The organism is Neobacillus paridis (genome assembly GCF_016765675.1).
Lineage (GTDB): Bacteria > Bacillota > Bacilli > Bacillales > Cytobacillaceae > Neobacillus > Neobacillus paridis.
Window position 1 is genome coordinate 121,105 of record NZ_JAESWB010000371.1, and the last position, 15,142, is coordinate 136,246.

Genomic DNA, 15,142 nt, shown 5'->3' on the forward strand with positions numbered 1-15,142 from the left:
CTTCCTTTACCATTCTCATCTTACGAAGTTCCCCCTTTTGTTTTAGTATTTTTTTTACATTCTTAACCACTCATTAAAGTATATTTTTCAATCGATATACATAATCTATTGCTTTTTGGGTTGAGTCTATTAAGGAAGAATCATTTTTAATTTTTCTTAATTTTAAAGATTTTAACAAACATCGCTCAGCTTCTTCTAACTTTCCTAACTCCATTAAACATTTCCCTTTATGTTGTAAAATGAAATCTTCGTAAATTTCGAGGTCTTTACATTTATGTATAGCTTCATTAAAAGCTCTTATTGCCATTAGATGTTGATTATCATACTTCAATGCTTCTCCAATTCGTATTAAGGTAATTACTTCTTTCTGTATATTCCCATTCTTTTGTGCAAAGTCAAGACAAGAATTAAGAAATGCTAAAGCCTTTTGGGGTTGCTCAATAATTCTATATAGATTCCCCAATGTTCCATAAAGAAAATACAAATCATTATCATTATTATTTTGTGTTAATAATTTTTCACCTTCCATAATAATATTTTTCATCATCAACTCATTTGAGGACTTTTCTCTAAGGTAATCATTGGTGTCAAAGTCAACGTACCCCCACTGAGAACCTTATGGTGCCTGTTTCAGTGGGGGCTTGAGTTAGCCACTCAGGTCTTTTCGTCTGAGACGAGTGACGCTCTGAGTGGCAAGCACTGTTCAGTACTCCCCAAAGCACTGTTTTTGGTCGGTACTGGCGACGAACGATCGTTTTCCCACTTGCACCACCCTTTCGAAAAAGAGCCATACAAGCCCCGACAAAAAGTCGAGTACACATGGATGGTTGACGCACCCACTAAGCTATGCGCAAAGCAACAGCCTTACGTTTTTGCACCTCTAATTTGATTGGAGTGTTCACTTGGAGATATCCGCCCATTTCCACAACTTCAGATTTTCTCAAAATATTCAATGCGCCATTAATGTCAGCATGAATACATTGTCCTGTTTTACTTCGATATAGTCCACGATGGATTCGTTTGCCGCTAAAGGAGTAATTGAAAGGGTCATTTTTTGACCAAACAGGAATCGCATCTTTGTCTAGGAAACTAGCCTTTGATGTGTAACTTTCCTCCTGCTTTACAAAACGAATACCCTCTTTCAAACATTTGTTTTCGATGGCAGAAATCAGTTTATGGAAGGGAATTTGAACAAACTTCTGATTGTTCTTTTTACCCATATCAGACTCTTGTTTCCATCCGGCATTATAGCCGATAACTATCGTATCAATGTTGAATTCGCTTACTTTTTTGAACAGTAAACCTACAGTTTGCGAGATATAACCGTTGATTTGGTTTTCACGCTTTTTCCAAAGCTTTGCGATAGAGTTCGTCATGATCCTTTTTGAAATCCCGTTGTCGATATTTTTCTGTTGCAGGTGGCTAATCGTTTTGTTGAAGTATTGGTTGATGGATTTTAGTTTTTTGCCATCCATTAAGAATGTATCCCCTTTATTTGTTGCACAACTCAGCAATCGGTCTACACCTAAATCACAACTCAAAGCATTCGTTGTGGTCGCCCGCTGCTTCTTCATTTGAGAGATTTGCATTTCATAAGTGTAATGCACCTCAAAGAACCGACCTTTTTGTTTAGGTACAATTTCAATGTAGGCTATTTTTTTGTTTAACAAGTTTTTAGGCATTCGGATTTTGATCGAACCAAACCGTTTTCTGAATTCAACATTCATTGGAATAGTCCAGTATCCATCGTTATCAACTTTCGGAACTTGATAGATTTCTATAATTCGTTTTTCTGTAGAACGAGAATACTTTGGAAACTTAGGACGACCAGTGAATTTTTCTGGGCTTTTCTTCCACTGTTCTAATGCTTTAAAAAAGCTCTTTACATCAGAAAACAATGCTCTGCGAATGGCTTGAGCAGAGTTTGATTGAACGCCCCAATAATTAACATCTGCCTTCATGGCAGCATCAACTTCTTTTACCGTAGCCATCTTGCCCTTATTCAAGAGGCTCTGTTTAATCGTATACAATCCAACATTTCGCAATGCCTTTGAGCTATGTGACATACGTTGAAGCAGACGAAATTCTTTAGCTGTAAGGATATTACGTCCGATATTCTGTTTTTGAGTGAAACGTTGAATGTTTTCTGTTTTCTTTTGTTTACGCAATACTTTAACTGGGTTCTTCCTAGTCATGGTGTTCACCACCTTTCTCAATGAATCATATAGGATTATTTCATTCCTTGCGACTCAATATATTGGCGAATGATTTCGATAGGTGCACCACCTGTAGTAAAATATTATATTCATTCACTTCCCATCTACGACTAATTATACCATAGGACAAAAAAATTGGCGAATATTTGTTCGCTTTAAGGTAAGAGAATTTATAGAAAACTCGTAAAAAAGTTCAGCCTATCGTCTGACGGCAATTCATCTCCACCTGAATTGTTGGGCTTTCGCCCGTAACAGAAATCAGATGGAGTCTTCTTGCCGAAAAGGATAAAATTTTCGGCATCTACGGGTTGTATCTCTCTTATTAACATCCGGAATCCCCCAATTCCATTGTAATTATCCAAAATTATATACAATATTTAGTTGAACTAAACTGCCCCGTCAGTTTAAGTTCATCCATTCACAATCATTGTAATTTATTCAATTAAATGGCCCTAAAATGAAAACAGGCGCTCATCCTTGTTACAGGAAAGCGCCCGATTATTTAACAATTTTGTTTTACCTACTTTCATTAATATTGGAGATATTAATAGAAAACTCCCCAAAACTCAATTGTCCTAAAGCAAATTTCGTACTTTGAACAAATATACGTTCATTTTTAGTTAGGTCACGTTTTGCTACCTTTTCAATCCATTCATCCTCTATGTCTAAAATATCTAAAACATGCTTTTGTTTTGAAAAAGCTTCATAGTATCTTAATCCAAATTTTCTTTGGGAGATAGCATTAATATGAATGCCATCTGGATTTGCTGTTAAGCCTTTTGATGTTACAAAATAGCAATTTTTTTCGGTATGAGCAACTTTAGATAATATCTGGTTGATTTGTTTATATTCTACTGCGCTTTTTCCAAATCCGACTTTTCCAAGATAATGTCCCAACTCACCGATAATAATCGGGATATCTGGTGCATTCAATTCTTCTCTCAAATGTTTAAATAATGAAAGCAACTTTTCTTCATACGTCTTATAACGTTCCCCGTAACTGTCGCTTTCTCCTTGATGCCACAGAATTCCCACGATTTCACTTGTTTCCATCGCGAATTTTGCTTCAGAAATCGCATGTCTTGTTAATAGTCCATCAATTGTCCACTCATCAATAGAGCTTCCTCCTTCAGCACATGGGATCAACCCAATGGACTCACCCGGATGATCCTCCGTCCAAGCCTGAGCAAAAGAGGCTGCTGGCCCAACACCAGATACGTGGCGATCAAAATTAAGCGGCTCTGCCATCATTTGCCATCTACCGTTTCGCAACACATTTATATGCTCATTATAAATCGGCGCTACATCCTCAATAAATCCTCTACCTGCCATATTTGATTGTCCGATTAATAATATAGATTTCATAGAAAAACCTTCTTTCTTTGTTTACATAGGTCTAATTAGACTAAACGGGATTAAGAGTATAGCTTAATTAGACTTTTTTAGTCAAGTCGATTTTGTCTTTATTCAACTAAATGGCCCGATTGTATATGTATATCTTGGACTCTTCCACTAACTTACCTCCTTTACTTCTATAAGAATTAGCGACTCTCTAATAAAAAAATCATCTCCATTCTCTAAAAATCTTTAGAGAATAGAGATGATTTTAAACAAACTATAGTTGAGCAATCATTTTTAAGCTACCAGCATATTCTTGTTGTAATAGCAACCTTAAATTATCTTTGATTGTATGATCTAAAAATGGTAATCGCCCAAAAATATAACATAATAAATAGGAACCATAAAGTTCCCAAACGGAAATTTTATGGTTCCTGTCACAATACTGCTAGTCTTGTTATCCACCTTACATATGGTGATTTCAATCCACTTACCCAATAGGGTAAGACAATAATTGTGACATAAACCATTACTTTTCCACCAAATAAAGCATAAACCTTCCACGCTTAGAGCCACTTGGCTTTCAGAAAATCTAAATCAATTTTGCTAACTCCCAAAAATTAAGTTATTCATCAGTATATGTATAACTTTGGGAAGCTTTATGCTTTATATTTTTGTTCTATGAAACTTTATGCTTTATTTTTTTGATCTAGGGAATTTTATGGTTTATCGTAATTTCTCCGGATTTATGACCTTTTTTAATAAAGATCCTTCCTTTAAAATTGGCAAAATTTCCATTAAATAAACAAAATCCCCAACACCTGTATTCACATAAATAACAGTAGGGGATTTTTTAAAATAAATATTCAAAAATTACATTTCATACCCTAAAGATAATAAAATATTCTTCCTTAAATTATCATATTTTTTTTCAATTGAATCAATTTCATAATTATGAGCCCTACGGGCTCAAGGCTTTTAAACACTAAAAAAAGGAGTACCTCCCCAAAATGTCGAAATAAGTAAGCACGACACAAACTTATAAGACTGGAGGAAGACTCCCTATGACTATTATAAGGCAAGGAAGCCTGTTTAGACTACAAGAATTATATGATTTAGAACCTACCCATCGTTTTGAAGCTGTTTTTTCAGCTATCGACATTGAGCCCATCTTCGCTGTGGTAACGAAGAAATCTCGTTTTGGTAGGCCTGTCGATCTGAATTATGCAGCGATGATTTACTCATTAGTTGCCCGTTTAACGGAACGGATTCCATTTATTAAAGATTTGGTAAAGCGTTTAAAAAACGATACGATATTTCGACTAGACTGCGGCTTTTTAGTATCTGATACTGTCCCATCTGAGGCAGCTTATTCAAGAATGGTGACCATTCTTAGCGAATCTAATGTTCTTGAAGAGGTTAAAGAAACGATTCTATATCAAGCCATGACAGAAGGGTTTATCACCGATGAAACTGTGGCTATAGATGCCACACACTTCGAAGCCAAGGATCAAGCACCTCTAAAGGAGGAAAAACCAAAAACAGAACCCAAAAAACGTGGGCGAAAATCAAAAGAAGAAAGAGAACAGTGGTTGATTGAAAAAGCTGAACGCGAAGCCAATCTACCTCTTTTTGAAAAGAAAATAGAAAACCAATTAGACGTTCCGTTAGAGCAACTTCGTGCCGAAATTTCTCAAAATCCGGAGTGGGGTGTGAAGAAAAACAGCGAAGGAAAGAACGTTTTTTGGTATGGCTATAAGGCGCATTTAGCTGTTGGAACCAAAAGTCAGTACATTCTTCAATCTCTTTTTTCTTCTGGCAATTTGAATGATGGAAAGGCAGCGATTCCTTTATTAAAAGGGATCCATGAGCGTGTTCAACTTCCAACTCTACGTTATCAAACGATGGATGCTGGTTATGACTATGAACCGATTTATGAACAGATACATCGTATGGGTCAACAGTCGGTTATTGCCTATAATAAGCGTAATGAACCTGAACCCGAAGGGTTTGATAAACATTTCGCTCCGACTTGTTTCCGTGAACATTCATACCGATATGATAGTTTTGATCAAAAATATAAAACGCTTAAATATACACGCCCAAAGGAATGTAAAGATTGTCCTTTGGCAAATGAAGGTATTTGCCAAAAGATTTATAAAGTGAAAATCACGACAGATCTTCGGAAATATACTGCACCAGCCCGAGGTTCAAAAGCTTGGAAAACCATCTTTAAACGTCGTACCGCAGTGGAACGGGTGAATGCTTATCTCAAGTTATACTTTCAATTAGACAATGTCCGCTATCGTACCGGAAAACGTGCCAAGGTTCATTTTGACCTCGTAACCTTAGTTTATAATGCTTCAAAATTAGCTGTAGATCGTATCAATGCATCGTTAAATCAACAACAAGTTGCTTAAAATCTAGGCAGTATATAATAGTTGTTTTCATTTCCAAACCTGTTGATTGGAGTGGAAGGCGGCGACTCCTCGAAAATGCTAAGGCATTTCCTTCGTGCGTGGGCTGTTCAAGAAGTAATTCAGTGTCCTGCGGGAAAAGCGTGGCTAGGTGAGACCCCGCAGGAGCGAAGTGACGAGGAGGCTCACGGCCCGCCCGCGGAAAGCGTCCGCCTGAAACGGAAATCAACACAATGTTGATGAAGTAAAACAAAAAAATTTTTTTACAACCAATATTCTGTAGGTCTGTGTTTCTTTAAAATAGGGATTTATGAAATTGATTCATTTATCATTTTAAAACGTAATAAACTTATCAATTCATGCAAAAAATCAAGCATAAAATTTCCTAAAAAAAAATAAAGCATAAAGTTTCCAAACGGAAATTTTATGCTTTACGTCACATAATAAATAAAAAACCACCAAATATGTATTTGGTGGAGACGGTGGGAATCGAACCCACGTCCAAAGATATCGGCACTTAAGTTTCTACGAGTGTAGTCGATATATTGGCGATTCGCTGAGCCTTTTGCCTATCGACAGGCGTCCGGTCAGCTAGCCTGGTTGTTCTCTTCCTTCATCCTCAGGCGGTGGAATCCGGCGTAGCCTGCTAAAGTTGAGTCCGCTACCCTACCACACAGGCGATGGAGGGGCGAACCGCTTAGTGCTTATTAGGCAGCTAAAGCGAAGTTGTTGTTAGTTTTGCCAGTTATTGGCTTTGACGTTTTTACGAGGCCGATCCCCTCGACTCGCAACTCAAGCTCGAACTACCCCTGTCGAATCCGTAGCGTCCCCATATAAAAATGCTATATACCAGCAAGAACGTTAGGAAACTGGCAAGTTGTAAGAGCAAAAGTTTTTATCGCTATCTCAACGACATATTTATTATAACATACTCAATGAATTTTTCAATTGTAAGTATTTGTAAGACGTACCAGATTACATTTTTTGACGCTCCCGGAAGGCACGTTCAATTTCGCGTTTCGCTTCTTTGCGCTTTAAGTCTTCCCGTTTATCGTAGTTCTTCTTACCTTTGGCAAGTCCAATGAGAACCTTGCAAAAACCATTTTTTAAATATAGTTTCAAGGGAATTAAGGCATAACCTGTTTCCTTGGCTTCACCATATAGCTTGTTAATTTCGCGCTTATGAAGCAGCAGCTTACGTGTCCGCAGTGGATCATGGTTATAGCGGTTTCCCTGTTCGTACGGGCTGATATGCATCCCAAAAATCACCGCTTCGCCGTTTTGAATCCTTACATAAGCATCCTTTAAATTCACGCGACCGGCGCGAATCGACTTAATTTCAGTCCCTTGCAGAACGATTCCGGCCTCATACGTTTCTTCGATAAAATAGTCATGATACGCTTTTTTATTTTGCGCGACAGTCTTTCCTTCTCCTCTTGGCATTTATTTCACCTCCTCTTTAGGCCTTTATTTTAACAAAAATGCTTGCCCTCCACAATTCTTAGCTGTTTTGGCATTTGTCCCGGTCCCTGCCGAGTTTTTGACCAAATAGAATGACTCTAACTGCCCGAAATGTATGAAATCCCACGCGTTCGGGCAACTAGCATGGTTCTAACTGCCCGAAATGTATGAAATCCCACGCGTTCGGGCAACTAGACTGGTTCTAACTGCCTGAAGTGTATGTGATCCCACGCGTTCGGGCAACTAGACTGGTTCTAACTGCCTGAAATGTATGAAGCCCCATTCATTCGGGCAACTAGAATGACTCTAGTTGCCCGAATTTGTTGTGCTGCCAAGCATAAGGTCACGTAGACATCTTCTACGTGACCTTGATCTGCTTTTTTCGTCCTTGTTGGGGGTACATAGACCAGGTTTATCTTTTCTTTTTCCGTTTGGTGCTTTTGGAGACCGGGACGTTTTCGTAAAATTTCCGTTTCTTTTTCGGCTTTTTCCCTTCTCCAGCCACAGCAGTCTTTTGATTTTTCCCATCCTGTTTATTACGGCGTGGTTTGTGGGTCCCACTGCCGGTTTTAAACACTTTTGGCGCTTCCGAACGTTCGCGGCGGCGCGTACCTTTCATGCCAACGATTTCAAAATCAATCGAGTGCTCGTCCTTATTTACTTTAACCACGCGGACGGTGATTTCATCGCCAATCCGGTAGACATTCCCCGTGCGCTCGCCAATCATCGCGTAATGGCGTTCATCAAAACGATAATAGTCGTCGGTCATATAGCTGACATGAACAAGACCTTCAATCGTATTCCCCAGTTCAACAAACATCCCGAAATTGGTGACCGAACTAATGATGCCGTCATACTCTTCGCCAATCTTATCCTCCATATACTCGGCTTTCTTCAATTCATCCGTATCCCGCTCAGCATCAACCGCGCGCCGCTCCATTTTTGAAGAATGCTCGGCAATCTCGGGCAGCTGGGCATTCCATTTTTCCCGGGTCGCTTCATCAAGCTTTCCTTCAATTAAATAAGTACGAATTAGACGATGAACGATCGTATCCGGATAGCGGCGGATTGGCGATGTAAAATGAGTGTAAAACTGTGTTGATAATCCGAAGTGCCCGAGGCATTCCGGATCATATTTTGCCTGTTGCATCGAGCGCAGCATTACGGTTGACACGACCATTTCCTCAGGCTTCCCTTGAACCTCTTCAATGATTTCCTGCAGTGCCCTAGGATGAACTTGATTCGCGGTTCCTTTGACAATATAGCCGAAGTTGGTGATAAACTCGAAAAACTTGCGCAGCTTGTCTTCCTTCGGATCCTCGTGAATCCGGTAAATGAACGGAACATCGAGCCAATGAAAATGCTCGGCGACGGTCTCGTTGGCAGCGAGCATGAATTCCTCAATCAGCCGCTCTGCCACGGAACGTTCGCGTAAGACAACATCGGTCGGCTTGCCATTTTCATCAACCAAAACCTTTGACTCTTTGAAATCAAAATCGATGGCACCGCGTTTCATTCTTTTTTCACGAAGAATCGCCGCCAGCTCCTCCATTAATTCAAACATCGGCACGAGGGTCTCATAGCGGGCTCGTGTTTCCTCGTCCTGATCGACAAGGATTCGGTTCACATCATGGTACGTCATCCGCTCGGTTGTTTTGATCACACTTTGAAAAATTTCATGGGAAACCACATGGCCTTCCCCGTCAATTTCCATCTCACAGGACAACACCAGCCGGTCCACCCGTGGATTTAACGAACAAATCCCATTGGACAGGCGATGCGGAATCATCGGAATGACACGATCAACCAAATACACACTCGTTGCCCTCTCGGCTGCCTCCCGGTCGATGGGCGATCCTTCCTTCACATAATAGCTGACATCGGCAATATGCACACCTAGCTTGTAGTTGCCGTTCGCTAATCTGGTCACTGTCACCGCATCATCAAGGTCCTTCGCATCGGCCCCATCGATCGTGACAATCGTCTCCCCGCGAAGATCGCGGCGATTCACCAGTTCACTCTCATCAATGGTGTCAGGCACCGCATTGGCCTGCTGCAAGACTTCATCCGGAAAAGCAATCGGCAGTCCATGTTTATGTATGATGGAGAGAATGTCTACGCCGGGATCGTTTTTATGCCCCAGAATCGTCACGACTTCCCCCTCGGCACTTTTTCTTCCTTCGGGATATGTGGTCAGCTTAACAACAACCTTATGTCCTTCAACTGCCCCTTTGGAGGCCTCCTTTGGGATAAAAATATCATTGGCAAATTTTTTATCATCGGGAATAACAAAACCAAAATTTTTGCTTTCCACGTAAGTCCCGACAATTTGCTCGACACCGCGTTCGATAATCCGGATAATGCTGCCTTCACGGCGCTGTCCGGAGCTTGCAGAGGAAACGCGGACTAATACGGTGTCACCGTGCATCGCGTTATGGGTTTCGGTTGGCGGGATAAAAATATCATCCATCCCTGGTTCATCAGGCACCACAAAGGCAAACCCTTTGGCGTGGCCTGTCAGCTTACCGCGAACGAGGTTCATTTTTTCCGGGAGACCGTAGCGATTGGCACGGGTACGGACCACTAATCCCTTTTCCTCCATTTTGACCAATGCTTTGACAAAATCCTTAAAGTCACTTGAATCCTGGATTCCAAAAGCGGATTCCAGTTCTTGAACCGTGAGCGGTTTGTAGGTTTCTTCTTTCATATATTGCAGCAACCGGTCGATCTGTTTTTTTATGTTATCTTCCATGACGGCAATCCCTCCTTTAAATTGGAATTTTAATCGTGCCAAACCAGGCTTTCTAAAAAGTCATATACATCCTCATGCAACTTGTCGCGTTCCTTATCTAGCGTAATCACATGACCCGATTCTTCGTACCACTTGATTTGTTTAATCGGTGACATAATATTTTCATAAATAATATTGGCACTCTCGGTATTAATCATCTTGTCATGTCGGGCCTGAACAACGAATGTAGGGGCAAAAATTGTATCAACATTTTCCCTGACATCGGCAATGAGCTCTTGCAACGCCTTTAATGTGTTCATTGGCGTTTTTTTAAACTCATTCATTTCCAATTCGATTTGCTCTTCCGATTTTCCTTCCCGCTTTTTAAATTCCCGGGCGTATTCAAGAACGCCTTCGTACATGACCTGTTCGCTTTTGATATACATAGGTGCACACATCGGTACAATTCCTTTTATAGGTACAGTGTAACCTAATTTCAAGGAAAATACGCCACCTAAGGAAAGTCCTACCACAGCGATTTCCTTATGACCACTATTTTTTAAAAAATGATATCCGTTCATCACGTCCTGCCACCAATCTTCCGGACCAGTGTGGACGAGTTCCTCCGGCGGCACCCCATGACCTTTGTAATGCGGGGCATGGCAGGTATAGCCCCTTTTTTCAAGGTAGCGCCCAAGCATCCGGACATCGGCTGAATTTCCGGTAAAGCCATGCAGCAACAGAACCGCTCGTTTTCCGCTCTCAAAGGTAAATGGTTTTGGCATTGTCAATTTCATATAAAAAACTCCTTCGATGCAATAAAGTCTCACTATTCTTTAGTTTAAGCACAGCCGCTTATAACAATCCAGAAAAAAGACTTATGATTCCCCAACATAGCAAAAAACCCGGTTACAGTGACCGGGTTTTGATCGTTTCCTATTAGATTTTAAAGTAAGTAACGGCAAGTGTAAGTAAAAAGAATAGGACGGATAAAACAACGGTAATCCGGTGCAGGATTAAATCAATTCCTCGTGCCTTTTGCTTACCGAAAAGGGATTCCGCACCGCCGGAAATGGCACCGGACAAACCAGCGCTTTTGCCCGATTGTAGTAAAACAACAGCGATAAGGGCGATACTTACGATCACTAATAAGACGACAAAAAATGTATGCATGAAGGTAACCTCCTGTAGACGTACTTCACAGTATTTTAAATTTACCACATTAGCGGCCATTTCACAATACCTGTTATCCGGGTGCTCGGTTATAGGTGCGATTTACATAGAAAGACAGCCATGATTGAAATGGCTGCCTTGGTCTGTAATGAGATTACTTATTCAAGTTATAGAAAGATTTAATCCCATTAAACTGTGCTGTTTCGCCTAATAAATCTTCGATGCGAAGCAGTTGGTTATACTTAGCAATCCGGTCGGTACGGGATGGCGCACCTGTTTTGATTTGACCGGCATTCGTTGCAACGGCAATGTCCGCGATCGTGCTGTCTTCTGTTTCACCGGAACGGTGGGAGACAACGGCTGTGTAGCCAGCACGTTTTGCCATTTCAATCGCATCGAAAGTTTCCGTTAAAGTACCGATTTGGTTTACCTTGATCAGGATGGAGTTGGCAATGCCTTTTTCAATTCCTTCCGCAAGCTTCTTCGTATTGGTTACGAATAGGTCGTCACCAACTAATTGAACTTTTTTGCCAAGGCGTTCCGTTAACAGCTTGAAGCCGTTCCAGTCGTTTTCATCAAGACCGTCTTCAATGGAGATAATTGGGTATTTAGAGCATAGTTCCTCATACCAATCAACCATTTCTTCAGACGTTTTCACTTTACCTTCGCCTTCAAGATGGTATTTTCCATCTTCCTTACTATAGATTTCAGATGAAGCAACGTCCATGGCCAGCATGACTTCTTCACCAGGCTTGTAGCCGGCTTTTTCAATTGCCTCAATAATCGTTTGCAGCGCTTCTTCGTTTGATTTTAAGTTTGGCGCAAAGCCGCCCTCGTCACCAACCGCCGTGTTGTAGCCTTTACCTTTTAAGACGGTTTTTAAGTTATGGAAAATTTCTGCGCCCATGCGAAGTGCTTCTCTAAAGTTAGGAGCACCAACAGGCATGATCATGAATTCTTGAATGTCAACGTTGTTGTCAGCGTGAGCGCCGCCATTTAAGATGTTCATCATTGGTACTGGAAGCTGTTTGGCATTGAAGCCGCCAAGATATTGGTATAAAGGAACACCAAGGTAGTCAGCAGCAGCACGGGCTACAGCCATAGACACACCAAGAATGGCGTTTGCACCTAATTTACCTTTATTTTCCGTTCCATCTAATTCGATTAAGGCTTGGTCAACACCCACTTGGTCAAGAACACTGAACTCTTCGCTGATCAGCGCTGGTGCAATAATATCATTTACATTTTCAACAGCCTTGAGAACGCCCTTGCCAAGGTAGCGGCTCTTGTCGCCGTCGCGCAGTTCCACGGCTTCGTATTCTCCGGTAGAAGCACCGCTAGGTACCAGGGCGCGGCCAAAAGCACCGGATTCAGTATAAACTTCAACTTCCACTGTAGGGTTACCGCGGGAATCCAAAACTTCACGTGCATAAACTTCAGTAATAAATGGCATGTCAATCTCTCCTTATAAAATATAATTTTACACAGCAACAGATTTACTTTATGATCGATGTTCCTGTCATTTCGGCAGGTTTTTCAATATTTAACAGATCGAGCATCGTTGGTGCCAGATCCCCAAGAATCCCGTCGTCGCGTAACTCAATCCCCTTCTTGGTGACAATGACCGGGACAATATTGGTTGTGTGCGACGTCATCGGTTTGCCTTCAAGGGTAACCACTTCTTCAGCATTTCCATGGTCGGCTGTGATAATGGCAGCGCCGCCTTTTTCAAGGATTAAATCGATCACTTTCCCGAGACATTCGTCGACCGTTTCCACTGCTTTAATCGTTGGTTCCAGCATCCCTGAGTGGCCCACCATATCAGGGTTTGCGTAATTTAGAATAATCGCATCAAATTTATCATCCTGGATTTCTTTCAGCAACGCATCGGTTACTTCGTAAGCACTCATTTCCGGTTTCAGGTCATAGGTTGCAACCTTCGGTGAGTTAATTAATATCCGTTCTTCACCAGGGAATTTTTCCTCGCGGCCGCCGCTCATAAAATAAGTGACGTGCGGATATTTTTCCGTTTCGGCAATCCGCAGCTGCTTCAAATGATGCTGTGACAGGACTTCCCCTAAGGTATTGTCAAGATTGGTTGGTTTGAAGGCAACATAGCCATCGACTGTTTCACTGAAGTGAGTTAAACAGACGAAATATAAATCATGTGGATGCTTGGGTCCACGGTCAAACGAACGGAAATCTTTGTTCGTAAAGGTATTAGAAATTTGAATCGCCCGGTCCGGACGGAAGTTATAGAAAATCACGGCATCATGATCTTGAATGGTGGCGACAGGTGAACCGTCTTCTTTCACCATTACAGATGGAATCACGAACTCATCAAAAATTCCGTGAGCATAAGAATCATCTACAAGCTCTATTGGATTGGTGTAGGTTGGACCTTCGCCATAAACCATAGCCCGGTAGGATTTTTCCACACGCTCCCAGCGCTTGTCACGATCCATTGAATAATAGCGACCGGAAATGGTGGCGAATTCACCAACTCCATATTCCTTCATTTTATCCAGCGTTTCCTGAATATAGGTCTTTGCCGTTTGCGGGCCAACGTCACGACCGTCAAGGAAGGCATGGACATACACCTTTTCGACGCCTTCTTGTTTTGCCAACCTTAAGAGAGCAAACATATGGTCAATATGGCTGTGCACGCCGCCGTCAGAAAGCAATCCAAATAAATGGAGGCTGGTACCGTATTTCTTCACATGCTCCATAGCGCCAAGGAACGTTTCATTTTTCTCAAATTCATGCTCGCGGATGGCTATGTTAACCCGGGTTAAACTTTGATAAACAATCCGGCCGGCACCGATATTTAAGTGGCCGACTTCGGAGTTGCCCATTTGTCCATCTGGAAGACCAACAGATTCACCGCTTGCTCCTAAATGAGAATGCGGATAGGTGTTCCAAAGCCGATCAAAGTTGGGTTTCTTGGCTTGAGCAACGGCATTTCCTTTCACTTCATTCCGACAACCAAAACCATCTAAGATAATAAGGGCTACAGGAGCTTTACTCATGTTTGCCTGCCTCCAATAATTGTAAAAATGATTGTGGTTCGAGGCTGGCCCCGCCAACTAACGCACCATCAATGTCAGACTCAGCCATATATTCCTTTATATTACCTGGCTTTACACTGCCGCCATATTGAATCCGGACTTCATCAGCTACATCTTGGGTAAATTGTTCGGCAATGGTCTTGCGAATATGGGCGCAAACTTCATTGGCATCGGTAGAAGTAGACGATTTACCCGTTCCAATCGCCCAGATTGGCTCGTACGCAATGACTGTTTGTTTCACTTGTTCAGCGGTTAATCCGGCTAATGCCTTTTGGATTTGACCGCCAACAAAATCCATTGTTTCACCGTGTTCTCGCTGGGCCAATGTTTCGCCGCAGCAAACAATTGGTGTTAAATTGTATTTAAACGCAGCATGAACCTTTTTGTTGACTGATTCATCGGTTTCATTAAACATTTCCCGGCGTTCCGAATGGCCGATAATAACGTACTCAACGCCAAGATCAGCTAGTGCTTTCGGGCTGATTTCTCCGGTGAACGCACCGCTTTCTTCAAAGTGCATGTTTTGTGCTCCAATTTTTACTCTAGTCCCTTTGGCTGCTTCCACAAGGCTTTGTAAAAATAATGCTGGGGCGCAAATGACTGAATCCATCTCTTCTGAAGCTGGTACTTGATCTTTTACTTCCTCAGTAAAGCTTTTTGCTTCAGAAAGTGTCTTATGCATTTTCCAGTTACCTGCAATAATCGGTTTCCGCATGCTGGTACATCCCCTTCTTATTC

General features: G+C 41.6%; 11 protein-coding genes and 1 other RNA gene. 1 reads left to right on the top strand and 11 read right to left on the bottom strand.

Annotated features, from left to right (window positions below):
- Window positions 1–73 precede the first annotated feature (73 nt).
- The 3 genes from JK635_RS22655 to JK635_RS22665 form a co-directional block, all read right to left on the bottom strand.
- Window positions 74–547, bottom strand: coding sequence for a tetratricopeptide repeat protein (locus tag JK635_RS22655; protein ID WP_202656192.1), 474 nt, complete (start codon window positions 545–547; stop codon window positions 74–76).
- A gap of 292 nt (window positions 548–839) precedes the next feature.
- On the bottom strand, window positions 840–2,195 hold the full coding sequence (locus JK635_RS22660; RefSeq protein ID WP_202656193.1) for an RNA-guided endonuclease TnpB family protein: 1,356 nt from the start codon (window positions 2,193–2,195) through the stop codon (window positions 840–842).
- A 537-nt stretch (window positions 2,196–2,732) separates the two neighbouring features.
- Window positions 2,733–3,581, bottom strand: a complete 849-nt coding sequence (locus JK635_RS22665) for a sialate O-acetylesterase (protein ID WP_202656194.1) — start codon at window positions 3,579–3,581, stop codon at window positions 2,733–2,735.
- A gap of 1,037 nt (window positions 3,582–4,618) precedes the next feature.
- Here JK635_RS22665 and JK635_RS22670 point away from each other — a divergent pair.
- Entirely contained in the window at window positions 4,619–5,974 is a 1,356-nt protein-coding gene (locus JK635_RS22670) for an IS1182 family transposase (protein WP_202656195.1), read from the top strand.
- Between the two features lie 468 nt (window positions 5,975–6,442).
- Here JK635_RS22670 and ssrA read toward each other — a convergent pair.
- The 8 genes from ssrA to tpiA form a co-directional block, all read right to left on the bottom strand.
- Window positions 6,443–6,802: a transfer-messenger RNA gene (ssrA, locus tag JK635_RS22675) on the bottom strand.
- A 144-nt stretch (window positions 6,803–6,946) separates the two neighbouring features.
- Entirely contained in the window at window positions 6,947–7,414 is a 468-nt protein-coding gene (gene smpB / locus JK635_RS22680; RefSeq protein WP_202656196.1) for an SsrA-binding protein SmpB, read from the bottom strand.
- A 430-nt stretch (window positions 7,415–7,844) separates the two neighbouring features.
- On the bottom strand, window positions 7,845–10,184 hold the full coding sequence (rnr, locus tag JK635_RS22685; RefSeq protein WP_202656197.1) for a ribonuclease R: 2,340 nt from the start codon (window positions 10,182–10,184) through the stop codon (window positions 7,845–7,847).
- A 29-nt stretch (window positions 10,185–10,213) separates the two neighbouring features.
- On the bottom strand, window positions 10,214–10,960 hold the full coding sequence (locus tag JK635_RS22690) for an alpha/beta hydrolase (RefSeq protein WP_202656198.1): 747 nt from the start codon (window positions 10,958–10,960) through the stop codon (window positions 10,214–10,216).
- A 142-nt stretch (window positions 10,961–11,102) separates the two neighbouring features.
- Window positions 11,103–11,336: a preprotein translocase subunit SecG gene (secG, locus tag JK635_RS22695; RefSeq protein ID WP_202656199.1), complete on the bottom strand. Its 234-nt coding sequence runs from the start codon at window positions 11,334–11,336 to the stop codon at window positions 11,103–11,105.
- A 154-nt stretch (window positions 11,337–11,490) separates the two neighbouring features.
- A complete protein-coding gene (gene eno, locus JK635_RS22700; protein ID WP_202656200.1) occupies window positions 11,491–12,789 on the bottom strand; it encodes a phosphopyruvate hydratase in 1,299 nt (432 codons plus the stop codon).
- 43 nt (window positions 12,790–12,832) lie between these two features.
- Window positions 12,833–14,365 (bottom strand): 2,3-bisphosphoglycerate-independent phosphoglycerate mutase, encoded by a 1,533-nt coding sequence (gene gpmI, locus JK635_RS22705; RefSeq protein ID WP_202656201.1) that lies wholly within the window; start codon window positions 14,363–14,365, stop codon window positions 12,833–12,835.
- Window positions 14,358–15,119, bottom strand: a complete 762-nt coding sequence (tpiA, locus tag JK635_RS22710) for a triose-phosphate isomerase (RefSeq protein WP_202656202.1) — start codon at window positions 15,117–15,119, stop codon at window positions 14,358–14,360. Before tpiA ends, gpmI begins: the two co-directional genes overlap by 8 nt.
- Window positions 15,120–15,142 lie beyond the last annotated feature (23 nt).

Excerpts from the sequence above, each read along its gene's own strand:
- JK635_RS22655 (WP_202656192.1), bottom strand. The coding sequence starts at position 547 with ATGATGAAAAATATTATTATGGAAGGTGAAAAATTATTAACACAAAAT.
- secG (WP_202656199.1), bottom strand. The coding sequence starts at position 11,336 with ATGCATACATTTTTTGTCGTCTTATTAGTGATCGTAAGTATCGCCCTT.
- tpiA (WP_202656202.1), bottom strand. The coding sequence starts at position 15,119 with ATGCGGAAACCGATTATTGCAGGTAACTGGAAAATGCATAAGACACTT.
- gpmI (WP_202656201.1), bottom strand. The coding sequence starts at position 14,365 with ATGAGTAAAGCTCCTGTAGCCCTTATTATCTTAGATGGTTTTGGTTGT.
- JK635_RS22670 (WP_202656195.1), top strand. The coding sequence starts at position 4,619 with ATGACTATTATAAGGCAAGGAAGCCTGTTTAGACTACAAGAATTATAT.
- eno (WP_202656200.1), bottom strand. The coding sequence starts at position 12,789 with ATGCCATTTATTACTGAAGTTTATGCACGTGAAGTTTTGGATTCCCGC.
- JK635_RS22665 (WP_202656194.1), bottom strand. The coding sequence starts at position 3,581 with ATGAAATCTATATTATTAATCGGACAATCAAATATGGCAGGTAGAGGA.
- JK635_RS22660 (WP_202656193.1), bottom strand. The coding sequence starts at position 2,195 with ATGACTAGGAAGAACCCAGTTAAAGTATTGCGTAAACAAAAGAAAACA.
- rnr (WP_202656197.1), bottom strand. The coding sequence starts at position 10,184 with ATGGAAGATAACATAAAAAAACAGATCGACCGGTTGCTGCAATATATG.
- smpB (WP_202656196.1), bottom strand. The coding sequence starts at position 7,414 with ATGCCAAGAGGAGAAGGAAAGACTGTCGCGCAAAATAAAAAAGCGTAT.
- JK635_RS22690 (WP_202656198.1), bottom strand. The coding sequence starts at position 10,960 with ATGAAATTGACAATGCCAAAACCATTTACCTTTGAGAGCGGAAAACGA.